Below are 21,902 nucleotides of genomic sequence, written 5' to 3' on the forward strand. Positions count from 1 at the left end.
GGCGATCCATGGCATGGCGCCGCGACCGTGACCGACCTGCCGATCCTCGCCGTCCTGCCCGATCTGCTCGCCGCCTTGCGCGCGCGGCCCAATGCGGTGCTCGTCGCGCCGCCGGGGGCGGGCAAGACCACCGCGGTCGCGCCCGCGCTGCTGCGCGAGGATTGGTGCACCGGCGAGGTCCTGCTGCTCTCGCCGCGGCGGCTCGCGGCGCGGGCGGCGGCGGAGCGGATGGCGGCGCTCGCCGGCGAAGCGGTCGGCGGCACCTTCGGCTATGCGACGCGGATGGACAGCCGGCGCTCCGCGGAGACGCGGGTGACGGTGGTGACCGAAGGCATCTTCGTCGCGCGTATCCAGAGCGATCCCGAACTTGCCGGCATCTCGGCGGTGCTGTTCGACGAGGTCCACGAGCGCAGCCTCGACGGCGATTTCGGCCTCGCGCTCGCGCTCGATTCGCAAGGGGCGCTGCGGCCCGACCTGCGCATCGTCGCGATGTCGGCGACGCTGGACGGCGCACGGTTCGCCAGCCTGCTCGGCGAGGCACCGGTGATCGAGAGCGAGGGGCGCAGCTATCCGCTCGAGCTGCGCCACTTGGGCCGTGCGGGCGATGGCCGGATCGAGGATGCGATGGCGAGCGCGATCCGCCGCGCGCTCGGTGAGGCGGAGGGCGGGGTGCTCGCCTTCCTGCCCGGCGTCGCCGAGATCGAGCGGACCGCCGAACGGCTCGCCGGCCTGCCCGACGATATCGTCATCCACGAATTGCACGGCAGCCTCGATCCCGCCGCGCAGCGTGCCGCGATCAAGCCCGAACCCGACGGGCGGCGCAAGCTGGTGCTCGCGACCTCGATCGCCGAGACCAGTTTGACGCTCGACGGCATCCGCATCGTCGTCGATTCGGGACTGGCGCGGCGGCCGCGCTACGATCGTGCCGCGGGGATGACGCGGCTGGTGACCGAGCGGGCGAGTCAGGCGGCGGTGATCCAGCGCGCCGGCCGTGCGGCGCGACTCGGGCCGGGCGTGGCCTATCGACTGTGGGAGGAGGCGGCGACCGGGGGCCTGCCGCGGTTCGATCCGCCGGAGATCCTCGAGGCCGATCTGTCCGGCCTCGTCCTCGCTGCGGCGCTATGGGGCGTCCACGATCCGCGCGACCTCGCCTTTCTCGATCCGCCGCCCGCCGCGGCGGTGGCGGAGGCACGCGAACGGCTGACCGCGCTGGCGGCGATCGACGGCGATGGTCGGCCGACCGCGCACGGGCGGCGGATCGCGGCGATGCCGATGCCGCCGCGGCTCGCGCATATGCTGCTGCGTGCCGGCGAGATGGGGCAGGGGCGGATCGCCGCCGAGGTCGCGGTGCTGCTGTCCGAGCGCGGGCTCGGCGGCACCGATCCCGATCTCGACGCGCGGTTGCGGCGCTGGCGCGGCGAGCGCGGCACCAAGGCGGTGGCGGCGCGCAAGCTCGCCGAACGCTGGGCGAAACTGGTCGGCGACGGCGGCAGTGCCGAGGGCGTCGAGGTGGCCATCGCGCTTGCCTTCCCCGACCGGATCGCGCGGGCGCGCGACGCCAGCGGCGAATATTGGGCGTCGGTCGGCGGGCGCGGCTTCCGGCTTGATCCGGCGACCGCATTGGCGCGCAGCGAATGGCTGGCGGTAGCGGAGACGCAGGGGGCGGCGTCGGGCGCGCGTATCCTCGCCGCCGCGCCGATTACGCTGGCGACGATCGAACGGTTGTTCGCCGACCGGATCGAGACGCGCCGGACGGTGGATTTCGATCCGGCGACCGGCGGCGTGACGACGCTGCGCGAGCGGCGACTCGGCGCGCTGCGGCTGTCGTCGGGACCCGATTCGCAGGCCGATCCCGTGGCGGTGGCGGCGGCGCTGCTCGAAGGTGTGCGGACGCATGGCCTTGCGCTGCTGCCGTGGCGCGAGGGCGGCGAGGCGCTGAAAGCGCGCGCTCGCTATGCCGGGATCGGGCTCGACGCGATGCTGGTCGAGCGGCTCGACGAATGGCTGCCGCCGCTGCTCGCGGGCAAGCGGCGGCTCGATGCGATCCCCGGCGGTGCGCTGACCGATGCGGTCCGCAACCTGATCGGCTGGGACGGCATGCGGCAGGTCGACCGGCTCGCGCCCGCCGATTTCACGAGCCCCGCCGGCAGCACGCATGCCATCGATTATGCGGCGGAGGGCGGCCCCAAAGTCGAGCTGCGCGTGCAGGCGCTGTTCGGGCTCGCCGAGCATCCGCGGATCGGATCGGAGCGGGTGCCGCTGGTGCTCAGCCTGACCTCGCCCGCGGGCCGGCCGATCCAGACGACGCGCGACCTGCCGGGCTTCTGGGCGGGGAGCTGGGGCGCGGTGGCGAAGGAGATGCGCGGCCGCTATCCCAAACATCCCTGGCCCGACGATCCCGCCGCTGCGGCCGCGACGCTGCGCACCAAAAAGGCGGATGCGCGCGCCGCCGGGACGCGCTAAGGAGCCGCCATGCCTACCGCCCGTATCTTCCAGCGCCCCAAGAACGCGATGCAGTCCGGCAAAGCCCGGACCCAGACGTGGAGCCTCGAATTCGAGCCCGCCGAGCCGAAACAGCCCGATCCGCTCACCGGCTGGGCCGGCAGCGGCGACACGCGCGAGCAGGTGAAGCTCAGCTTCCCGACGCAGGAGGCGGCGATCGCCTATTGCGAGGCGCAGGGCTTCGATTACGAGCTGATCCCGGCACCCGAGCGCAAGCTGAAGCTGCAGGCCTACGCCGACAATTTCCGGTAGGATTGGTGGCTGTCGTCTTGAGGTAACTGCCGCCTAATTCCCCCGTCACCCCGGACTTGTTCCGGGGTCCACCGGGCCGCAAGCGCGCGGATTGAGCCTCCAGCCATTCTCTTAACCGCGACGTGGGCCCCGGAACGAGTCCGGGGTGACGGTCGTGGGGGGGCGCGTCGCGAACCTACGCGCCGCGCAGCTACCGGCCCATTGCTTCCTTGAGCAACCCGCTGCCCAGCAACAGCAGCATCTTGGCGTCGATCGCCACCCCCTCGCGCCGTTTGGTGGCGACGAAGCCCGCGACTGCCTCCGGCGCGACGCGGTGGACGGTAATATTTTCCTGCGCATCGCCGCCGCCGTCGCCCGTCCGCGTCAGCCCGGTGGCGAGCACCAAGGTGAAGCTTTCCGACGTCATGCCCGGCGACGAATAATATTCGCCGCGCTCCTCAACGAAGGCGGCGTGATAGCCGGTCTCTTCCTCCAGTTCGCGCCGAGCCGCCTCGGCGACGCTCTCACCGGCGCTCTCGTCGCCGACAAGTCCGGCGGGCAGTTCGAGACAGGGGCGGCCCAACGGCACGCGATGCTGCTCGACCAGCAACAGCTGCCCGTCGCCGTCGATCGCGACGATCACCGCCGCGGCGATCGCGCCGATCCGCTCGGCATATTCCCAGGTGCCGCTCTTGCGGACGGAAAGGTATTTACCCTTCCACACGGTTTCGGTGGTCATAGTTCGATCAATCGGTCCGGCAATTCGTTGGTGTCGTCCGCACGCGGCGGGAATTGTTCGGCGAGGACGAGGCCGATCTGGCGCACCGCCTCGGCCATGCCGTCGCCCGGGCGGCCGTCACGCGTCGCCGCGATCAGCGCCGCCATCGCCGCGCCCCAGACCTTGGGATCGACGCGATTGTGGATCGAGCTGTCCGCGATGATCTCGGCGCGATGTTCGTCGAGCGACAGATACAGGAGCACCCCCGTCGCCTCGAGCGTCCGCGCCTCGGCTGCGGTGCGGAACAGCATCAGCGCGCGCGCATGTACGCGCCGCGCGGCGGTGCTGCCCGGCGTCAGCGCCAGCCGCAGCGGCATATAGGCGAGCGCCAACCGCACGACGAGGAAGGTCACCACGAGCAGCACCAGCGCGACGGTGAACAGCCCGCCCGGCGCCGGTGCGCCGTCCCACGGATCGGCGACCAGTCCGTGGAGGCGCACCGCCGTATCGGGCCACAGCGCCAGCAGCGCGAGCACGAACAGCATCGCCAGCACCGCCCAATGCAGCGCGACGTCGTGATATTTGTCCGAGCGCCGCGCGACGATCGTGACGATCTCGCCGGCGGTGCTCCGTTCCGCCTCGGCCACCGCCGCGGCGACGCGGGCGCGATCGGTATCGGTCAGTTGCATGTCACCAATTCCCCGAAGCGCCGCCGCCGCCGAAGTCGCCGCCACCACCGCCGGTGAAGCCGCCGCCGCCCCAGCTGCCGTCGCTGCCGCCATCGGAACCGCCGCCCCAACCGCCACCGCCGCCGCCGCCCTGCGAGCGGCCGATCTCATTGGCGATGCCCCATAAGACGATCGGCAACGCGCTGCCGCCGCCGTCATCATAGCGTCGTCCCCAAGGGCCAGCGCGCTTGCGGCCACGGAACAGCGGGATGAGCACGAACAACAGGATCACGCCCCAGATGATGAGGCCGAACGGTACGCCGCCGCCCTGCCGCGAGGTGGATCGCTTATGGGCCTGATCGAACTGCTTTGCGGCGGCATCGAGCCGCGATTGCGCCTCCTCGGGCGAGGCGCGCAATTGCTGCGACAGAGCATCGACGCCGGCATTCATCGCACCGGGAATGTCCCCCGCCTTGAGCCGCGGAATCATGTCCTGATTGATGATGACGCTGGACAAGGCGTCGGTCACGATCGGCTCCAGCCCACGGCCGACCTCGATACGTGCCCCCCGCCGACCGGCGGGCTCGTTCGGCGCGATGAACAGGACCGCGCCATTGTTGACGTCGCGCAAACCGACGCCCCACGCGCGGCCGAGCTTGTAGCCGTATTCCTCGAGCGGGTAGCCTTGCAGGTCGGGGATCGTCGCGACCACGAGCTGGCGCTTCGTCTCCTTCTGCAGCGCCGTCAGCTTCGCGGTCAGCGCCGCCTCCTGATCGGGCGGCAGCACGTTCGCGGCGTCGACGACGAGACCGGTAAATTTGGGGAAGCTCTGCGCCGACGCCGGCGTGACGATGAGCCACGCCAGCACCAGCAACAGCGCCGCCCGCCACGCGGCCAGCATCCGGGCGAGCATTGGGGTCACCCTCAGCTCGCATTCCCGAAGTTGACCGTCGGCGCATTCTCCGCGTTCGCCGCCGTCGCGGTGAAGGGCGTCAGCGGCTTGGCGCCATAGAAGATCTTCGCGCCGACCGCGTCGGGGAAGGTACGGATGCGGGTGTTATAGGCCTGCACCGCATTGTTGTAATCGGTCCGCGCGATGGTGATGCGGTTCTCGGTGCCTTCGAGCTGGCTCATCAGCGTGGTGTAATTGCCCTGCGACTTGAGCTCGGGATAGGCCTCCTGCAAACGTTGCAGCGACAGCGTCACGGCATTCTGCGCGCGCTCGAACTGCTGCACCTTGGCGGGATCGGTGAGCTGATCGCCCGACAGCTTGATCTGGTTGGCGCCGGCGCGCGCCTGCGTCACCTGAACGAGAACGTCCTTCTCCTGCGCGCCCGCGGCCTTCACCGTCGCGACGAGATTGGGGATCAGGTCGGCGCGACGCTGATATTGGTTCTGGACGTCGGCCCAGCGCGCCTTGGCGTTCTCCTCGGCGGTCGGCACGGAGTTGATGCCGCAGCCGGCCAGCGACACCGAAGCGGTGGCGACCAGGGCAAAAGCGGCAACGGGTCGAAGCGACGACATGAACATCTCCTGCAATATCTGTCCTATGCATATAGGACAGTGGACGGGCTTGGCGAAGGGGTAATCGCCGCCTAACCTCAGCCATCGGGCAGGTAACGAGGGAAGCGCGATCATGTTCAAGGAATTCAAGACGTTCATCGCGCGGGGCAACGTGCTCGATCTCGCCGTGGCGGTGATCATCGGCGCCGCCTTCGGCAAGATCGTCACCTCGCTGACCGAGGACGTGATCATGCCGGTAATCGGCAAGATCTTCGGCGGGCTCGATTTCTCGGGCTATTTCCTGCGGATGGGGCCGGTGCCGGCGAATTATGCGGGGTCGCTGAGCGATTATGCCGCGCTCAAGAAGGCAGGCGTGCCGCTGCTCGGCTATGGCGCGTTCATCACCCAGGCGGCGAATTTCGTCATCGTCGCCTTCATCATCTTCATGATCGTTCGCGCGGTGAACCGGCTGATCCCCAAGCCGAAGGCCGAGGTCGCGGTACCGGTCGAACCGGCGGACGTGACGCTGCTGCGCGAGATCCGCGACGAATTGAAGGCGCGGCCGCGGGTTTGAGCTTACCATCGTCATCCCGGCGAAAGCCGGGACCCATGGTGTCGGTGGGGCCGATGATGCGGGCCGACTCTGCCGGCGCCGTATCCATGGGTTCCGACGTTCGTCGGGATGACGAATGGGCGTTACGCCGCGACGAGATGCTCGGCGGTCGCCTCCGCGAGGCTGGTGCCGTCGAGGATCCGTGCGGTCTCGTCGCGGACGCGCATCATCGCATGGCGGATCGCGCAGTCGGTTTCGCTGTAGCAGTCGGTGCACGAGCGATAGGCGGTGCGGCTGACGCAGGGGACCAGCGCCAGCGGCCCTTCGATCACCCGGATGACCTCGCCGAGCGAGATCAGCCGCGCCGGCCGCGACAGAACGTAGCCGCCCATCTTGCCGCGCGTGCTGGTCAGCAGGCCGGCATCGCGCAGATCGGCGAGGATCAGCTCGAGGAACTTGCGCGGCACGTTCGCCGCGACCGCGATCCGGCCCATCGGGATCGGTGGACTGGCGACGGGCGCCTGGGCGAGGAACAGCATCGCGCGCAGCGCGTAGCGGGAACGCTGGGTCAACATGATGCCGGCCCTATGACGCCATAATGTGTCGAACGAAAGGCGTGGATTGCAGCGGCTGCACGTTGCGCCTATATGACACTCGCCGGCTTCCAGCCGGCTATGGCGATAAACGGTGGCGTTGAATAGACGCAGCGGACCCGGGGGCAGTACCCGGCGGCTCCACCACCGCAGCTGAGCGATCAGCTTCGATGACGGGGCCGAACTAGGATCGACGTGTGTTGAAGGGCGCTGTCTTTCGCTCGGAATGGGACCACCGCAACGGCCCATTACACAAGTGCCAACGATAACGAAGCACTCGCGATTGCGGCGTAACTGAGGGCCTAACGGCCTGAGGTTATTCCAAGATTACGCGGTTGGACCCACCGGGCAACAGAAGGGATTCCAGCGGTACGGGGAGCACCGGGCAACAGAAGCTCCCCACCTCACATCATTGTAGAGCGCCTCAGAGCGGTGCCGCGCGCGCCTTGTCGGCTTGTCCGTAGGATATGCGCCGCAACAGTCGTTCCGCCGGACCCATTTCGTGATGGGCCAGCCACCAGCGGCACAGCATCGCCGAGACCGACCAGATCGCCGCGGCGATTAGCCACAGCTGCGGCAGCGTGAAGACGCCGACATAGCCCGCCGCATAGAAGATCAGCGCACCGAGGATCGATTGCAGGCAATAGACCGACAAGGTCATCCGCCCGAGCGCGCGCAGCGTCACCGCCTGGCCGAACCATCCGCCGCGGAAGGCGAGCACCGCCAGCCCGACGTGGCCGATCGTCACCAAGAGCCGGGCTGGCTCGAACGCCGCCTCCATGACCACCCAGGCCCATCCCGGCGCCGCGGGCGAGCCCATGTCGAGCCCGGTCTTCGCCAACAGCGCGACGTGCAGCCCGCGGAGCAGCAATCCGCCGGCATAGCCGCCGATCGCCATCCGCCAATAGGTCGCCGCGGGCGCCGCGCCGGTGAGGATGCCGAGCCGGAACAGCGCCATGCCGATCAGCATGAAGCTGATGCTCTCGGCAATGTCGACCCAGCCGGTGATCGTCAGATTCTCGCGCATCCAATAGCCGCCGCTCCAGTGGAGCAGCGTGAGCGCGTGCGTCCGCTTGGCGATCCGCTCGGCGCGTTCTTCGGCGGTGGGGCGGATGCTGGTGCGATGATCGCGCTCGGCCTGGATCGCGAGGCGATCGTCGCTGCTCACCGGCAGGCCGCGGGCGAGGCGCAGGCCGGCGGCCTGTCCCTGTTCGAGCTGTGCGACCTGCTGATGCGTCCACACCGCGGCGTTGGCCGCGAGGCCGGCGGTGAGCAGCGCGGCGGCGAGCAGCAGCGTGCGCGGACGCACGGCGCGGAAGGCGAGCAGGAACAGGCCGCTGATCCCGTAATTCCACAGGATCTCGCCCGGCCACAGGAACAGCAGCCATTGCGCGACGCCGAAGCCCATCAACGCCAGCGATCGCCGCACCCAGACATCGAGCGGCTGCGGCGACGGATCCGCCCCCTCGGCACGCCGCAGCATGATCACCATGCTCGCGCCGAACAGCATCGTGAACAGACCGCGCATCGCACCCTGTACGAACAGCGTCTGTAGCCCCCAGGCGATCCATTCGCCGGTCCAGCCGGCCGGGAAGCGGGTCAGCGGATAATCGGCGACATCGCCCATGCCATGGATGTTCATCAACAGGATGCCGCAGATCGCGATGCCACGCAGCACGTCCAGCGTGTGGATGCGCTGCGCCGGCTGACTGTCGGTCGTGCGATACGGGGCGGTCGGCTGGAAAGGCGCGTTCATGTTCGGATAACCTGCCATGGGTCGCACGGACGCGAGCATGTCCGGACCCCGCCCGCCAATGCGCCAAGTCGGTCCCGGACACCATCCGTTACAAGCGGTTAACGTCGTGTCATAGCGGGATGCGCCACGCAGACCGATCGCCGCGGAACCGTGCGCCGCGACGCCGGTTCGCCCTTGCACGACGATCAGCGTTGATGGGGGTGACGGGCATGGACGATCGCGAACACGGGGTGCACAGCCCTTGGGCATTGCCGGCGGGCGGCTGGAAGGCCGTCCTCAAACGGACCTGGGCGGAGACCGGCCGCGACAATGTCGGCCTGATCGCTGCCGGTGTCGCCTTCTACGGGTTTCTGGCGCTGGTGCCGCTGCTCGGCGTCACCGTGCTGAGCTACGGCCTGATCGCCGATCAGCAGACCGTGATCGCCGACGTCAACCGGCTGGCGGCGGTGATGCCCGCCGATGCCGCGACGCTGGTCGGCGAGCAATTGATGAACGTCGTCAAATCGTCGGACGGCAAGAAGGGCTTCGGGCTGCTGCTCGCGCTGGCGCTGGCGCTGTTCGGTGCGCGCAACGGCGCCGGCGCGGTGATCACCGCGCTCAACATCGCCTATGAGGAAGAGGAGAAGCGCGGCTTCATCCGGGTCAATTTGCTCGCGCTCGGCATCACCGCGGCGGCGGTGATCGTCGCTCTGGTCGCCGCGCTGGCGATCGCGGCACTCGCCAAGCTCGAGGCGCTGCTGCCGGGGGCACCGGGCGTCGTCGTGGTCGGCGGCAAGCTCGCCTCGTACATGCTGCTGCTCGTCGCCGGCTCGGCCGCGGCGGCGGCGCTCTACCGCTTCGGGCCGTCGCGGGCACGGGCGCGCTGGACCTGGCTGACGCCGGGCTCGCTGTTCGCCGCGGGCGGGTGGCTGCTGCTCAGCCTGGGCTTCGGCCTCTACGTCGCCAATTTCGGTAATTACAACGCGACCTATGGCTCGTTGAGCGCGGTGGTAGTGATGCTGACCTGGTTCTACCTGTCGGCCTATATCCTGGTCTTCGGTGCCGAACTGAACGCCGAGCTGGAACATCAGACCGCGGCCGATACCACCACCGGCGCCGCCCGGCCGCTGGGCAGTCGCGGCTCGTGGGTGGCGGATCACGTCGCCGGCGACGGCGCGGCGCGCGGCGTGCGCGACGACGGCGAGGCGGCGTTGCCCGCCGATCGCGATGGCCACGCCGCCGCCGACTTTGCGGCAAGCCGCGCGGCGGCGCGGGCGGGGCAGGTCGCGGGGCTCGGCAAGGCCGGGCTGATCACCAGCGCCTCAGCGACGCTCGGCCTGCGCCTGTTGCGCAAGCGGGGGCAGGCGCGAACCGGCGTCGCCGTACTCGGCGCCAGCGCGCTGGCCGCGTGGCTGACGCGGGAGCGGGCGCAGGTGCAGGCGGTGCTGTTCGATCTCGACGGGACGCTGGTCGACAGCAACGATTTCCACGTCGAGGCGTGGCACGCCGCCTTCGTCGAAGCCGGGCATGCGGTCGATCGCGACGCGATCCGCGGCCAGATCGGCAAGGGCGGCGACCTGCTCGTGCCCGCGTTGCTGCCGGCGCTGGCGCCAAAGGATCGTGAACGGCTGGCGACGCGACAAGGCGAGTTGTTCAGGGCGAGTTATCGCGACCGCGTCCGTCCGTTCCCGGGTGCCGCCGAACTCGTCCGGCGTGTCGCGGCGAGCGGGCGCAGGGTAGTGCTCGCCTCGTCGGCAAGCAGCGAGGATCTGGCGCATTACCAGCGCCTCCTCGCCATCGCCGACGTGGTGGATGCGACGGTGTCGAAGGACGACGTCGCCACCAGCAAGCCGGCGGGCGACATCTTCGCCGCGGCACTGGCCAAGGCGGGCGTCGCACCGGGCCGTGCGATCGTGATCGGCGATACGCCCTATGACATCACTGCGGCGCAACGCTGCGGCGTGGCCGCGGTGGCGGTCCGCTCTGGCGGTTTCGACGAGGCGGCGCTGCGTGGCGCGGTGGCACGCTACGACGATGTCGCCGCCTTGCTGCGACGGTTTGCGGCGTCGCCACTGAACCGCTGACCGCGCCGTCTGCAAACGGTAGCACCTCATCTCCCTATCTGCTACAGACTCGCAATAGCAGATAGGGAGATGGCAGATGGTGACCGGTGGGATCGAAGCGCAACGGCGGTCTGACGACGATATCCGACCGATGATGAGCGGTGCGGGCACCCAGTTGATGCTGGTGGCGGCCATGCTCCTCATCATCGCCGCCCTGTTCCGATGGCGCGAGAACGGCTGGGGGGCGGTCGCCTGGCTGGCGATGGTCGTCGCGATGACCGCGATCCGCCTGCCGCACGCGACCCGCAACCGCAGCAACCGCGTCGTCACGGTGCGCAAGGGGCGGGACGAGGTGCTGCTGCTGACCGGCATGTTCGCGACGATGATGCTGCTGCCGTTGCTGCACCTCGCCACCGGACTGTTCGCCTTCGCCGATTATCGCCTGCCCGACTGGGCGACGGCGGTCGGCGCGCTCGCGCTGCTGCCGATGCTCTGGCTCTTCTGGCGCAGCCACGCCGATCTCGGTCGCAACTGGAGCCCGGGTCTGGAAGTGCGTGACGGACATGATCTCGTCACCGGCGGCGTCTACGCGCGGTGGCGGCACCCGATGTATGTGGCGATCTGGCTGGCCGTGCTGGTGCAGCCCTTGCTGATCCACAATGGCGTCGGCGGGATGCTCGCCATACCTGCTTTCGCCGCGATGTGGTGGCTGCGCGTGCCGCAGGAGGAAGCGATGCTGCGCGAGCGGTTCGGCGAGGCGTATGACGCTTATTGCGCGCGGGTGGGACGGCTGTGGCCGCGGGTGCGGTCATGACCGTGCCCTCGACCGTGATCGCCCGGGCCGCGCGCTGCTGGCGGGCGGCGCGCGACCGGCGCGAGCCGGTGCAGCAGCGGCTTCACGCGCTGCTCGCGCCGCTCGGCTATGACATGCTGGCGCCGGTGATCGACAGCGTCATGACCCTGGGGGAGGCGTGTCTCGGCCGGCCGCTCTGCCGCGGATGTCCGTTTGGGCCGGATGGCGACGAGGCCTTGCTGTGCCGGCTGATCGCCGATCCCGGGCGTCTGCATCGGCTGGCGCCGTGCATGACGGCGCGACGTGATCCGACGGCACGCGCAATCTTCGCCGGGGCGCTCGCCTCGACCGTGGTGATGATGGAGATGGCTTGACCCGCGACGGCGGGGAAGTGGTGCCCGGGGACGGATTCGAACCGCCGACACTGCGATTTTCAGTCGCATGCTCTACCAACTGAGCTACCCGGGCAGGGTGGAAAGCGAGGATGCTCGCGATCGGAGCGCGGCCTTTAGTCAGCGGAATCGATGCTGTCTACCCCGTCTTTCTCTTCGTCCTTCACCGGCAGGCGATATCCCTCGCCAAGCCATTGCAACAGATCGCGGTCGCGGCAGCCGCGCGAGCAGAAGGGCGTGTGCTCCGGCGTCGCCGGTTTGCTGCAGATCGGGCAGGTCTTGTCGGTCATGCGCAGTCCAGTCGGTGGGTGACGCCGGTGCGGCGGGCGAGCTCCGCCAGCCAGTCGGGGTGGCTGGTCAGGCAGGCGTGGACCGCGGCCGGCAGGCGGTGGTGAAGCGGGCTGCCCGGCGGCTCGCGCTCGAGCCGGCGCAGCGCCGCGCGCGCGGCGGCAGCGACCGGGTCGGCACGCAGCAGCTCGGGCAGCGAGGCGCGCGGGCGGGAGCGAACGATTTGCAGGAAGCCGAAGCCGTTGACCGCGGTGCGCTCGAACGGTGGCGGCAACGTCGCGTCGATCGCCTCGGCGACCGCCTGCCGTGCCGCCTTGTTGGCGAGCGTCGGGAAGTCGATGCCGATCGAGCCGCCGATCGCATGGCGCCGGATCGCCAGCGCGACAGCGCGCGCGGCGGCGATGGCGAGCGGATCGAGCGGCGGCGGCCCGTCGACGTCGAACAGCGTCATCGCCGGGGTCGGCGACATCCGCAGGCCGCCGAGGGGAAAGACGATCTCGCCACCGGTCGCCTCTTCGAGCAGTTCGGACCAGCCGGCCGCTTCGAACGCGTCGGGTTCGTGTGGCCGCAGCGTGCGGACCGGCAGGCCGGTGGCGTGGAGGCGGGCGAGCAGGTCGGGGCCTTCGCCGATCGCCGCATCGCTGGCGACCGCGCGGGCGGGCTTGGCGCGGCCGGCTTCGGGGATCGCCTCGCGCACGATCTGACTGGTGAAAGCGGCGCCCTTGGTGATGCCGGGGGGGATGCGCGCGATCACCGCGTCATGGCCGGCGATGTCGAGGCGGCCCATGCCGCCGGCGGTCAGTTCGACCAGGCGCGCGCGGGCAACGGTGCCGAGGCGAAGCGGGGTGGGACGTTCGATCGCGGCCTCGACGATGCGGTCGTCCTCGACCAGCGCGGCGCGCGCCTCGCCGATGCCGGCCTCATAGAGCCATTCAGGCAAGCGGCAGGCCGGCGGTGCGCAACAGCGCGCGCGTCTCCATCAGCGGCAGGCCGACGACGCCCGAATGGCTGCCGTGGAGGAAGCGGACGAAGGCCTCGGCGCGGCCCTGGATGGCATAGCCGCCGGCCTTGCCCTCGCCCTCGCCACTGGCAACATAGGCATCGATCTCGGCGGCATCGAGCGGGCGGAAGGCGACGACCGTGTCGGACAGGCGATGGCGCAGCGTCCCCGCGGTGTCGATCACCGCGACCGCGGACAGGCAATGGTGGCGGCGGCCGGACAGCAGCGCCAGCATGCGGCGCAGGTCGGCCTCGTCCGCCGGCTTGCCGAGGATGCGGCGGCCGACCGCGATCGTGGTGTCGCCGGCGAGGATGACATCGTCCGGTGCACGGTCGACCGCGCGCGCCTTGGCGCAGGCGATGCGCAGCACATAGTCGCGCGGACGTTCGGCAGGCAGCGGCGCCTCGTCGATATCGGGCGCGGTGATCCGGTCGGCGACGAGGCCGAGGCGGCCGAGCAATTCGCGGCGGCGCGGGGACGAGGAGGCAAGAACGAGCGACACGGGAGTCGCGGCCGCTTATTGCGGGCCGGGACCGCCGCGACCGGGCATGAAGCGGTAGGTGATCCGCCCCTTGGTCAGGTCATAAGGGGTGAGTTCGACCAGCACCTCGTCGCCGACCAGCACGCGGATGCGGTTCTTGCGCATCTTGCCGGCGGTATGTCCGAGAATTTCGTGATCGTTTTCGAGCTGGACACGGAACATCGCGTTGGGGAGCAGTTCCACCACGCGGCCGCGCATCTCGAGCAATTCTTCCTTGGCCAAAAATCAACCTCTATTCGCGTGCTTCGGGCGCGCCCTTAGCGCAGGCTGCCGAAAAAGGGAAGCAATGGGGGCGGGTGAGCACGCGCGGCCTTCGCGGCCTTCGCGCAGCTCGTTTTCGGTAGCGATCACGATGTGGGGAGCGGGGATCGGATCGGCAAGCCCAGCGGCCATCCTCACAGCCCGGCCGCGCATCCTTCGCAAGCTGTATATTGATAATGCGAATCGTTCCTATTAGTCTGAGGGTGGGAAATATTGGGGGAACGATCATGCGACTGACTTTGCTTGTGGGGACGGCGTTTGCCAGCCTTGCAGCCGTACCTGCTGCGTTTGCGCAAGATATGGGAGCCCGCGACGCGGAGGCGGAGGATATCGTGGTAACCGCCGAGGCGCATCGCCCCGTCGATGCCGGCAAGACCGATGTCCCGCTGATCGAGACGCCGCAGGCGATATCAGTGGTGAGCGCGGACATGCTGCGCGACCGCGGTACGACGCGGCTTGCCGATGCGCTGCGTACGGTGGCGGGCGTGTCGCGCAGCAGCACCTACGGCTTCTTCGACGCCTATACGATCCGCGGCTATGACGCCGCTTATGGCAGCGTATATCTCGACGGACTGCTGAGTGAGGCGGGTACAGGGACCAACAACGAACTGGCCGGTCTGCAGCAGGTGGAGGTCGTAAAAGGTCCGGCATCCGCGCTGTTCGGTTCGGCGCCACTCGGCGGCATCGTCAATCTCGTCAGCAAGCGGCCGCAGGGCGAGGCATTCGCCGATCTGTCGCTGTCCACCGGCTCCTATGGATTGGTTGAGGGCGCGGTGGATGCCAACGCGCCGCTGACCCGTGACGGCAGTTGGTCGGCGCGGCTCAATGCCGTCTATCGCGATGTCGGCAGCTTCGTGCGCAATTCCGGTCAGAACCGCGTCTATGTCGCACCGGCGCTGACATGGCGGAGCGGACCGGCGACCAGCCTGACCGTACTCGGCGTCTACCAGCGCGATCGCGACCACCCATTCTCGCCACTGAGCGCCTGGGGTACGGTGTTGCCAAGCGCCTATGGTCCGACCCCGATCGACTTTTCCATCAACAACGGCGGCGGGCAGCGACCGATCTACAATCAGGAGCGCGCGTCGATAAGCACGATCCTGTCGCACCAGTTCAACGACGCGATCGGTGTCAGCCAGACGGTGCGCTACACTCATCGCACCAGTGATTTTGACCGGTGGCTGTTCGTCGCGGGATTCCTGGATGACGAGGTCGTCGACGGCATCCAGCGCGGGCGCCGACTGGGACGTTATTATTACGGCCCGTTCCACGGCATCAACAACGACTTCGCCATCGACAACCGCGCCACCGCCAAAGTCGCAACCGGATCGATTCGCCACAATTTGCTCGCCGGAATCGACTACCGGCAGGGACGAGTGCGATCGCAGGGCGACGGTGATTTCAATCCGACGCATCTCCCTCTCGATGTCGTTACACCGGACTATGACACGCCGCTGCGCCCGCAGTCCTCTCCCTACTCGAATGCGGGGGCGAACCGGCAGATCGGTTATTACGTGCAGGATCACGTGAGCCTCACCGAACGCCTGACCGCGACACTCGGCGCGCGATGGGATCGCGTGACCTCGAACGACGAAACACAGACCGCGTTCAGCCCGAGGGTCGGTGCGACCTATGCGTTAGTGCCGGGCATGGTCGCCTATGCCGCCTGGGCGAGATCGTTCACCCCGCAATTCGGATCGCAGATCATCGTCGCTTATGATGCCAACGGCAATCCCAGCGTCATCGGCCAAGCACCGCCCGAACATGGCCGCAACATCGAAGCCGGACTCAAGATCGCGCCGAGCGGCAATGCGGTCAACGCCACGGTCGCGCTCTTCGATCTGGAGCGGCAGAACGTGCTGACTGCCGACCTCGCCTTTCCGCAGTTTTCGCGTGTCGTCGGCAGGCAGCGGAGCCGCGGCGTCGAGGTGGAAGGCCAATGGTCTCCGGCGCCGGGGGCATCATTGAACGCCGCCTACGCCTATATCCATGCCACGGTACTGAACGACGACACCCTTCCCGCCGGTTCGGAACTGCAGAACATCCCTCGACAGAATGTCAGCTTGTACGGCCGCTATGTCATTCAGGATGGAGCGTTGGCCAATGTCGGCGGCAATCTCGGCCTCATCTACAACAGCAGTCGGGCTGGTTCGATGACGGAGGCCTATACCTATCGGCTGCCTTCCTATGTGCTGGTCGATACAGGATTGTCCTACGTGATCGGCCGATGGAGCCTGCTGCTCAGCGTCAACAACATCCTAGGAGAACGCTATTTCCCCGATTCCTGTTGCCTCGATCGCATTACGCCGGGCCAGCCACGCAACTGGCGCCTGACGCTCGCCCGCCGACTCTGACGACGGCGGGCACCTCCAAAGTCGGCGGGGGGACGGGGGGCTATCGTCAGCCGCCGCCGCCCGCCGCCAGCGCCGCCAGCAGCAGCAATGCCACGATATTGGTGATCTTGATCATCGGGTTGACCGCCGGGCCGGCGGTGTCCTTGTACGGATCGCCGACGGTGTCGCCGGTGACCGCGGCCTTGTGCGCCTCGGATCCCTTGCCGCCGTAATTGCCGTCCTCGATATATTTCTTGGCATTGTCCCATGCGCCGCCGCCGCTGGTCATCGAGATCGCGACGAACAGGCCGGAGACGATCACGCCGAGCAGCATCGCGCCGAGCGCGGCGAAACCCTGCGCCTGGCCCGCCACCGCGGTGATGATGAAGTAGAGTGCGATCGGGCTCGCCACCGGCAGCAGCGAGGGCACGATCATCTCGCGGATCGCGGCGCGGGTGACGAGATCGACGGTGCGGCCGTAATTCGGGCGGCTGGTGCCGAGCATGATGCCCGGATTGTCGCGGAACTGGCCGCGCACCTCCTCGACCACCGCGCCCGCCGCGCGGCCGACCGCGGTCATGCCGAACGCGCCGAAGAGATAGGGGAGCAATGCGCCGAGCAGCAGCCCGACGATGACATAGGGATTCGAGAGGCTGAAATCGACGGTGACGTCGGGGAAATAGGTCTGGAGGTCCGTCGTATAGGCGCCGAACAGCACGAGCGCGGCGAGCCCCGCCGAGCCGATCGCATAGCCCTTGGTCACCGCCTTGGTGGTGTTGCCGACCGCGTCGAGCGCGTCGGTGCGGCTACGGACGTCGTCGGGCAGGCCGGCCATCTCGGCGATGCCGCCGGCATTGTCGGTGACCGGGCCGTAGGCGTCGAGCGCCACCACCATGCCGGCGAGCGCGAGCATCGCGGTCGCGGCGAAGGCGATGCCGATGATCCCGGCGAGCTGATAGGTGGCGATCACGGCGACGACGATCACCAACGTGGGGAGCGCGGTCGATTCGAGGCTGATCGCGAGGCCCTGGATGACGTTGGTGCCGTGGCCGGTCTGGCTGGCGGCGGCGATCGACTTGACCGGGCGATAATTGGTGCCGGTGTAATATTCGGTGATCCAGACGATCAGTCCGGTGACGGCAAGACCGATCACCATGCACCAGAACAGGTCCATGCCGGTGAAGCTGGCGATCGCCCCCGCCGCCGCGGCGGGCTGGTCGAAGCCGGTGGTGAGGTCGTCCGACACCGCGTCGAGGAAGCCGGCGCTGCCGATCGTGCGATGGAGGTCGCCGAGCACATAGTGCGTGGCGAGATAGATGGCGGGGATCGACAGCAAGGCCGAGGTCCAGAAGCCCTTGTAGAGCGCGCCCATGATGCTGCCCTTGCCGAGGCGGACGGCATAGGTGCCGATGATCGAGGTGACGATGCACACGCCGCCGACGAGCAGCGGCAGGCTCATCAGCCGCATCAGCTCGGCGGCGTCGGCGCGGATGAGGAGCGCGATCGAGATCATCGTGACGCCCAAGGTGACGACATAAGTCTCGAACAGATCGGCGGCCATGCCCGCGCAATCGCCGACATTGTCGCCGACATTGTCGGCGATCACCGCGGGGTTGCGCGGATCGTCCTCGGGAATGCCCGCCTCGACCTTGCCGACGAGGTCGGCGCCGACGTCGGCCGCCTTGGTGAAGATGCCGCCGCCGAGGCGCGCGAAGATCGAGATGAGCGATGCGCCGAAGGCGAGCGCGGTCAGCGCCTCGACGATGATCCGATCGTTGGGGGCGTGGCCGGCGGGGCCGGTGAGATACCAGAAGAAGCCGCTGATCGCGAGCAGGCCGAGCCCGGCGACGAGCATGCCGGTGACCGCGCCCGAGCGGAACGCCATGGTGAGGCCGCCCTGCAACGAATGGCGCGCGGCTTCGGCGGTACGGACGTTGGCGCGGACCGAAATATTCATGCCGACATAGCCGGCGACGCCCGACAGCAGGGCGCCGATGACGAAGCCGATCGTCGAGATCGCGCCCAGTGCGGCAAACAGGATGACCGCGACGATGACGCCGACGATCGCGATGGTGGTATATTGGCGGCCGAGATAGGCCTTGGCGCCTTCCTGGATGGCGGCGGCGATGTCCTGCATTTTCGCATCGCCGGGCGAGGCGCGCAGCACCTGCTGGCTGGTGACGAAGCCATAGACCACGGCGATGACGCCGCAGAGGATGGCGATGAAGACCGTGGTCATTCTCGCATCTCCTTCTCCTGTTGACGCACGGCCGATGTGTCCCGGTCTCGTGGCGCTTGGATGGAGGCTATGGCGCGGGCGCGGGGAGCGCAAGCGCGCCGTTGCGATACGGCTAGTGTTCGAAGCCCAGGCGGGCGGGTAGGGGCAAGGGGTCGCCGGCGTCGTGCAGATGCAGTCCGTTGCCGCAGGCGAAGCGGCCGAGGCGGGTGGCGACGACGGGCGGGACGACGTTGGCGGGCATCGCGAAGAGCAGTTCGTAATCGTCGCCCGCGGTTGCGGCGGCGACGCGCGCGGCGCGGTCGTCGCCGGCGAAGGCGCGATAGGGCGCGGACAGCGGCACCGCGGCGAGATCGAGATGGACGGCGAGGCCGCTCGCTTCGCCCATACGTGCGGCGTCGATCAGCAGGCCGTCGCTGACGTCCATCATCGCATGCGCGATACGGCTGAGCACGCGGCCCTCGGCGAGGCGCGGGGTCGGGCGGCGGTAGCGCGCGGCGAGTTCCGGCGGGCCCTCGGCGCCCTGTGCGATGGCGAGGCCGGCGCCGGCGTCGCCGATCGTGCCGGTGACCCAGAGCGCGTCATTCTCACCGGCGCCGCCGCGCGGCGGTGCGGGGGTGTCGCAGCCGAAGGCGGTCACGGTGAGGACGCGCGGCGCACCCTTGGGGAGCGTCACCGTGTCGCCGCCGAGCAGGCTGGTGCCGCAGGCGGTGAGCACCTCGGCAAGGCCGGCGAGGAAGGCGCGATCCCAGGCATCGTCGGAGAGCGGGTAGTTGAGCAGGATGCCATCGGGCTTGGCGCCCTTGCCGGCGATGTCCGAGAGGTTGGTGGCGACGAGCTTCCACGCGACGTCCTGCGGCGTGTCGTCGCTGAGGAAGTGGACGCCCTCGACCAGCGTATCGGTGGTGACGACGAGGGGAACGTGGAGCAGCCGCGCGGTGTCGTCGCGCAGCCCCCGCGCCGCCGGATGGAGCGGCAGGGCGCGCAACGCGGTGAGGAAGTCGGTTTCGGTCATGATGCTCGGCCTGTCCTTCCAAGCCCTCCCCCCGGCGGGCAGGGCTATCGCATATGGCTGCAGTGACGAGGCTCGATCGGTTTCCTCATCAGATTCGTCACCCCGGACTTGTTCCGGGGTCCACCGGGCCGCGAGAGAACGGTGTCGAATCAGGCCTTTCTCCTCGCCGCAGAGTGGACCCCGGAACAAGTCCGGGGTGACGGGTGGGCTTGGAAGACGACAGGCTCGCACGAGTGCCCATATGCGATTGCCCTGCCCCGGCGGGGAAGGAATTGGAGCTACGCCGTGCGCACGTCCTTGGCGATGCCGTCGAGCAGGCCGTTGACGAAGCCGGCCTCGCGGCGCTCGTAGAAGGCGTGGGCGACGTCGACATATTCGCTGATCGTCGCACCGACGGGCACGTCGGCACGCGCCATCAGCTCGTAGGTGCCGGCGCGCAGGATCGCCTTCATCGGCTTGTCGAGGCGGGCGAGCGTCCAGCCCTTGGCGAGCTTCTTCTCGATCGCGAGGTCGATCTCGCCGGCGCGCGCGGTCGTGCCCTTGACGAGGTCGTCGAAGAAATCGACGTCGGCGTCGGCATATTCCGCATCCTCGATCGTCGCGCCGAGGCGGTGATTGTGGAATTCATGGAGCAGCGACGGCACCGCGGTGCCTTCCATCTCGTGCTGGTAGAGCGCCTGGACGGCGGCGAGGCGGGCGGCGGCGCGCGCCTGGGTGCGGTTGGAGCTTCGGGACATCCGGCGGGCCTGTAATCGGATTGACGCGATCCGTCACCCCTCTGCCGGGCCGCGACGCCGTGCGCGCCGCGGCCCGAAGCGGGATCAGGGCATCAGCACGGTGTCGACGACGTGGATGACGCCGTTCGACTGCATGACGTCCTTGATCGTGACGTGGCTGGTGCCGCCCTTGGCATCGGTGAGCATCAGCGTGTTGCCCATCATCGACGCGGTGAGCGGCTCGCCCTGCACCGTGGTCAGCGTCGCCTTGCCGCCGCCGGCCTTGATCGCGGCGGCGATCTGCTTCGACGTCATCGTGCCGGCGACGACGTGATAGGTCAGGATATTGGTCAGCGTCGCCTTGTTCTCGGGCTTGACCAATGTATCGACGGTGCCGGCGGGGAGCTTGGCGAAGGCGGCGTTGGTCGGCGCGAAGACGGTGAACGGGCCGGGGCCGGAGAGCGTGTCGACGAGACCCGCCGCCTTGACCGCGGCGACGAGCGTGGTGTGATCCTTCGAATTGACCGCATTCTCGACGATCGTCCTGGTCGGGTACATCGCGGCGCCGCCGACCATCGGGTTCCTGGCGGCCGACATGGCAGGGCCGGCGGCGAGCAGTGCGACGGCGGCGAGCCCGGCGCGGAAATGGGTCTTGGTCATGGGAGCATCCTTCTCTTGGCGCACCCTTTGCGGGTTGCTGATGAGAGGTACGTCGGCGATGTGGTCGGGGATGCTTTGCCGTTGAATTGATTCACGCGAAGGCGCGAAGGCGAAGAAGGGTTTTGTTCGCGCAGAGGCGCAGAGGCGCAGAGGCGCAGAGATGATGTGGGTAGTTGGAACGGCAGCCTCCGATCGCGGCCCCCTTGACCTCGAAGCGGGTTACGATGGAACTTGGCCACAATCCTAGCGCAAGACCTCCGCGCCTCCGCCTCCGCGCGATCAGATTTCTTTGCGTCAAAGGCCTTTCAGGCGTGGCTTCCAGCGGGCGGCGATGTCGGCGGCGGCGATGTCGCCGTTCGTTGTATTGGCGCTTTGATAGACGTCGATCGTGATGCCACGCTCGACCAGTCGCGCCGTCGCTTCCGCCAGTAGCGCGTTGATGATGAATGCGCCGAGGATGGTGGATGTCGGGCCCATCCTCGGGCCATGCGGGCCGGCCGGGACGCTGGCGTCGCCGGGAACCGCGCCGTTGTCGAGGACGATGTCGCAGACCTCGAACAGGCGCTGCCCCGATGGGTGGAGGGAATCGACGCTGCGCGAATGGCGCAGCGAGGTGATCGCGATCACGGTCGCCCCGCGCGATCGGCAGGCAAGCGCCATCTCGATCGGGAAGGCGTTGCGCCCGGAATTGGACACAACGACCACGACGTCGCCGGCCGCCACGGGATAGTTGGCCAGCAGCGCCTCGGCACGGCCCGGCTCGCGCTCCAGCGATGACGAGCGCGTCGCGCTGACATGCAGCATCAGGTCGGGGTCGAGCATCGCTTGCACCGCAGCGACACCGCCGGCGCGATAGAAGGCTTCCTCCGCGATCAGGTGGGAATGGCCGCTGCCCGCCACGTAGATGATGCGGTCCGCCGAAAGCGCCGATGCCACCGCGTCGCAGCCACGGTCGAAGGCATCGTCCTGTGACGCGACAAATTCATCGAGCGACCGGACGATCGCGTCTCGATAGTCCCGGGTAAACCGCCCCATATCCACCGCCCCCGCACCATGCTGCCATGCGCGTGGGGCAGCTTATCGCAGATCAGGGACGACGGC

Annotated in this window: 22 protein-coding genes, 1 tRNA gene and 1 other RNA gene; 8 read left to right on the forward strand and 16 right to left on the reverse strand. The window is 68.6% G+C overall.

The window, feature by feature from the left end:
- Positions 1-27 precede the first annotated feature (27 nt).
- Together hrpB and FFS23_RS06160 are read left to right on the forward strand one after the other, a co-directional pair.
- A complete protein-coding gene (gene hrpB, locus FFS23_RS06155; RefSeq protein ID WP_137897889.1) occupies positions 28-2,463 on the forward strand; it encodes an ATP-dependent helicase HrpB in 2,436 nt (811 codons plus the stop codon).
- Between the two features lie 9 nt (positions 2,464-2,472).
- Positions 2,473-2,754: an ETC complex I subunit gene (locus tag FFS23_RS06160; RefSeq protein ID WP_038662402.1), complete on the forward strand. Its 282-nt coding sequence runs from the start codon at positions 2,473-2,475 to the stop codon at positions 2,752-2,754.
- Positions 2,755-2,944: 190 nt separating this feature from the next.
- On the opposite strand, the gene FFS23_RS06165 is transcribed toward FFS23_RS06160, so the two are convergent.
- Genes FFS23_RS06165 through FFS23_RS06180 form a run of 4 tightly spaced genes read right to left on the reverse strand, consistent with a single transcriptional unit; the run spans position 2,945 to position 5,649 of the window.
- Positions 2,945-3,472, reverse strand: coding sequence for an NUDIX hydrolase (locus FFS23_RS06165; RefSeq protein WP_137897890.1), 528 nt, complete (start codon positions 3,470-3,472; stop codon positions 2,945-2,947).
- Positions 3,469-4,140, reverse strand: a complete 672-nt coding sequence (locus FFS23_RS06170) for a TPM domain-containing protein (RefSeq protein ID WP_137897891.1) — start codon at positions 4,138-4,140, stop codon at positions 3,469-3,471. Before FFS23_RS06170 ends, FFS23_RS06165 begins: the two co-directional genes overlap by 4 nt.
- A gap of 1 nt (position 4,141) precedes the next feature.
- Positions 4,142-5,032, reverse strand: a complete 891-nt coding sequence (locus tag FFS23_RS06175) for a TPM domain-containing protein (RefSeq protein WP_137897892.1) — start codon at positions 5,030-5,032, stop codon at positions 4,142-4,144.
- An 11-nt stretch (positions 5,033-5,043) separates the two neighbouring features.
- Positions 5,044-5,649: a LemA family protein gene (locus tag FFS23_RS06180; RefSeq protein WP_137897893.1), complete on the reverse strand. Its 606-nt coding sequence runs from the start codon at positions 5,647-5,649 to the stop codon at positions 5,044-5,046.
- Positions 5,650-5,755: 106 nt separating this feature from the next.
- Between FFS23_RS06180 and mscL the strand changes: the two genes are divergently transcribed.
- Complete coding sequence (mscL, locus tag FFS23_RS06185; RefSeq protein WP_137897894.1) at positions 5,756-6,196, forward strand: large conductance mechanosensitive channel protein MscL; 441 nt, start codon at positions 5,756-5,758, stop codon at positions 6,194-6,196.
- Positions 6,197-6,318: 122 nt separating this feature from the next.
- Here mscL and FFS23_RS06190 read toward each other — a convergent pair whose 3' ends face one another.
- Positions 6,319-6,750 (reverse strand): RrF2 family transcriptional regulator, encoded by a 432-nt coding sequence (locus FFS23_RS06190; RefSeq protein WP_038662387.1) that lies wholly within the window; start codon positions 6,748-6,750, stop codon positions 6,319-6,321.
- A 42-nt stretch (positions 6,751-6,792) separates the two neighbouring features.
- Between FFS23_RS06190 and ssrA the strand changes: the two genes are divergently transcribed.
- Positions 6,793-7,134, forward strand: a transfer-messenger RNA (tmRNA) gene (ssrA, locus tag FFS23_RS06195).
- Positions 7,135-7,192: 58 nt separating this feature from the next.
- Here ssrA and FFS23_RS06200 read toward each other — a convergent pair.
- Positions 7,193-8,524 carry a DUF418 domain-containing protein gene (locus FFS23_RS06200; RefSeq protein WP_171009389.1) on the reverse strand — a complete coding sequence of 444 codons (1,332 nt, stop codon included), beginning with the start codon at positions 8,522-8,524 and terminating at the stop codon, positions 7,193-7,195.
- Positions 8,525-8,733: 209 nt separating this feature from the next.
- On the opposite strand from FFS23_RS06200, the gene FFS23_RS06205 reads away from it, so the two are divergent.
- The 3 genes from FFS23_RS06205 (at position 8,734) to FFS23_RS06215 (ending at position 11,733) form a co-directional block, all read left to right on the forward strand.
- The gene (locus tag FFS23_RS06205; protein ID WP_249340548.1) at positions 8,734-10,587 is read left to right on the forward strand and encodes a YhjD/YihY/BrkB family envelope integrity protein; all 1,854 of its coding nucleotides are present in this window, start codon (positions 8,734-8,736) and stop codon (positions 10,585-10,587) included.
- Positions 10,588-10,717: 130 nt separating this feature from the next.
- On the forward strand, positions 10,718-11,380 hold the full coding sequence (locus FFS23_RS06210; protein WP_212742916.1) for a protein-S-isoprenylcysteine O-methyltransferase: 663 nt from the start codon (positions 10,718-10,720) through the stop codon (positions 11,378-11,380).
- Entirely contained in the window at positions 11,377-11,733 is a 357-nt protein-coding gene (locus tag FFS23_RS06215) for a hypothetical protein (RefSeq protein WP_137897897.1), read from the forward strand. The genes FFS23_RS06210 and FFS23_RS06215 overlap by 4 nt, the downstream gene beginning before the upstream one ends.
- An 18-nt stretch (positions 11,734-11,751) precedes the next feature.
- On the opposite strand, the gene FFS23_RS06220 is transcribed toward FFS23_RS06215, so the two are convergent.
- The 5 genes from FFS23_RS06220 to infA form a co-directional block, all read right to left on the reverse strand.
- Positions 11,752-11,827, reverse strand: a tRNA-Phe gene (locus tag FFS23_RS06220).
- 40 nt (positions 11,828-11,867) lie between these two features.
- The gene (locus FFS23_RS06225) at positions 11,868-12,041 is read right to left on the reverse strand and encodes a DNA gyrase inhibitor YacG (RefSeq protein ID WP_081974399.1); all 174 of its coding nucleotides are present in this window, start codon (positions 12,039-12,041) and stop codon (positions 11,868-11,870) included.
- Positions 12,038-12,979: a ribonuclease gene (locus tag FFS23_RS06230; protein ID WP_137897898.1), complete on the reverse strand. Its 942-nt coding sequence runs from the start codon at positions 12,977-12,979 to the stop codon at positions 12,038-12,040. Before FFS23_RS06230 ends, FFS23_RS06225 begins: the two co-directional genes overlap by 4 nt.
- Positions 12,972-13,541: a Maf family protein gene (locus FFS23_RS06235; protein ID WP_137897899.1), complete on the reverse strand. Its 570-nt coding sequence runs from the start codon at positions 13,539-13,541 to the stop codon at positions 12,972-12,974. Before FFS23_RS06235 ends, FFS23_RS06230 begins: the two co-directional genes overlap by 8 nt.
- Positions 13,542-13,556: 15 nt before the next feature.
- Positions 13,557-13,802, reverse strand: coding sequence for a translation initiation factor IF-1 (gene infA / locus FFS23_RS06240; protein ID WP_017977808.1), 246 nt, complete (start codon positions 13,800-13,802; stop codon positions 13,557-13,559).
- A 215-nt stretch (positions 13,803-14,017) separates the two neighbouring features.
- On the opposite strand from infA, the gene FFS23_RS06245 reads away from it, so the two are divergent.
- A complete protein-coding gene (locus FFS23_RS06245) occupies positions 14,018-16,195 on the forward strand; it encodes a TonB-dependent siderophore receptor (RefSeq protein ID WP_137897900.1) in 2,178 nt (725 codons plus the stop codon).
- 46 nt (positions 16,196-16,241) lie between these two features.
- Here the strand turns inward: FFS23_RS06245 and FFS23_RS06250 are convergent, their stop codons facing one another.
- The 5 genes from FFS23_RS06250 to FFS23_RS06270 form a co-directional block, all read right to left on the reverse strand.
- Complete coding sequence (locus FFS23_RS06250; protein WP_137897901.1) at positions 16,242-18,413, reverse strand: sodium-translocating pyrophosphatase; 2,172 nt, start codon at positions 18,411-18,413, stop codon at positions 16,242-16,244.
- A gap of 112 nt (positions 18,414-18,525) precedes the next feature.
- Complete coding sequence (gene thiL, locus FFS23_RS06255) at positions 18,526-19,425, reverse strand: thiamine-phosphate kinase (protein ID WP_137897902.1); 900 nt, start codon at positions 19,423-19,425, stop codon at positions 18,526-18,528.
- 278 nt (positions 19,426-19,703) lie between these two features.
- A complete protein-coding gene (gene nusB, locus FFS23_RS06260; RefSeq protein WP_038662363.1) occupies positions 19,704-20,162 on the reverse strand; it encodes a transcription antitermination factor NusB in 459 nt (152 codons plus the stop codon).
- A gap of 84 nt (positions 20,163-20,246) precedes the next feature.
- A complete protein-coding gene (locus FFS23_RS06265; RefSeq protein ID WP_137897903.1) occupies positions 20,247-20,801 on the reverse strand; it encodes a fasciclin domain-containing protein in 555 nt (184 codons plus the stop codon).
- 294 nt (positions 20,802-21,095) lie between these two features.
- Positions 21,096-21,836, reverse strand: coding sequence for a sugar isomerase domain-containing protein (locus tag FFS23_RS06270; protein ID WP_171009390.1), 741 nt, complete (start codon positions 21,834-21,836; stop codon positions 21,096-21,098).
- Positions 21,837-21,902: the final 66 nt, after the last annotated feature.

Source organism: Sphingomonas sp. 2SG (assembly GCF_005503285.1).
GTDB lineage: Bacteria > Pseudomonadota > Alphaproteobacteria > Sphingomonadales > Sphingomonadaceae > Sphingomonas > Sphingomonas taxi.

Excerpts from the sequence above, each read along its gene's own strand:
- FFS23_RS06160 (WP_038662402.1), top strand. The coding sequence starts at position 2,473 with ATGCCTACCGCCCGTATCTTCCAGCGCCCCAAGAACGCGATGCAGTCC.
- FFS23_RS06165 (WP_137897890.1), bottom strand. The coding sequence starts at position 3,472 with ATGACCACCGAAACCGTGTGGAAGGGTAAATACCTTTCCGTCCGCAAG.
- FFS23_RS06170 (WP_137897891.1), bottom strand. The coding sequence starts at position 4,140 with ATGCAACTGACCGATACCGATCGCGCCCGCGTCGCCGCGGCGGTGGCC.
- FFS23_RS06175 (WP_137897892.1), bottom strand. The coding sequence starts at position 5,032 with ATGCTCGCCCGGATGCTGGCCGCGTGGCGGGCGGCGCTGTTGCTGGTG.
- FFS23_RS06180 (WP_137897893.1), bottom strand. The coding sequence starts at position 5,649 with ATGTTCATGTCGTCGCTTCGACCCGTTGCCGCTTTTGCCCTGGTCGCC.
- mscL (WP_137897894.1), top strand. The coding sequence starts at position 5,756 with ATGTTCAAGGAATTCAAGACGTTCATCGCGCGGGGCAACGTGCTCGAT.
- FFS23_RS06190 (WP_038662387.1), bottom strand. The coding sequence starts at position 6,750 with ATGTTGACCCAGCGTTCCCGCTACGCGCTGCGCGCGATGCTGTTCCTC.
- FFS23_RS06200 (WP_171009389.1), bottom strand. The coding sequence starts at position 8,524 with ATGAACGCGCCTTTCCAGCCGACCGCCCCGTATCGCACGACCGACAGT.
- FFS23_RS06205 (WP_249340548.1), top strand. The coding sequence starts at position 8,734 with ATGGACGATCGCGAACACGGGGTGCACAGCCCTTGGGCATTGCCGGCG.
- FFS23_RS06210 (WP_212742916.1), top strand. The coding sequence starts at position 10,718 with ATGATGAGCGGTGCGGGCACCCAGTTGATGCTGGTGGCGGCCATGCTC.
- FFS23_RS06215 (WP_137897897.1), top strand. The coding sequence starts at position 11,377 with ATGACCGTGCCCTCGACCGTGATCGCCCGGGCCGCGCGCTGCTGGCGG.
- FFS23_RS06225 (WP_081974399.1), bottom strand. The coding sequence starts at position 12,041 with ATGACCGACAAGACCTGCCCGATCTGCAGCAAACCGGCGACGCCGGAG.
- FFS23_RS06245 (WP_137897900.1), top strand. The coding sequence starts at position 14,018 with ATGCGAATCGTTCCTATTAGTCTGAGGGTGGGAAATATTGGGGGAACG.
- FFS23_RS06250 (WP_137897901.1), bottom strand. The coding sequence starts at position 18,413 with ATGACCACGGTCTTCATCGCCATCCTCTGCGGCGTCATCGCCGTGGTC.
- thiL (WP_137897902.1), bottom strand. The coding sequence starts at position 19,425 with ATGACCGAAACCGACTTCCTCACCGCGTTGCGCGCCCTGCCGCTCCAT.
- nusB (WP_038662363.1), bottom strand. The coding sequence starts at position 20,162 with ATGTCCCGAAGCTCCAACCGCACCCAGGCGCGCGCCGCCGCCCGCCTC.
- FFS23_RS06265 (WP_137897903.1), bottom strand. The coding sequence starts at position 20,801 with ATGACCAAGACCCATTTCCGCGCCGGGCTCGCCGCCGTCGCACTGCTC.
- FFS23_RS06270 (WP_171009390.1), bottom strand. The coding sequence starts at position 21,836 with ATGGGGCGGTTTACCCGGGACTATCGAGACGCGATCGTCCGGTCGCTC.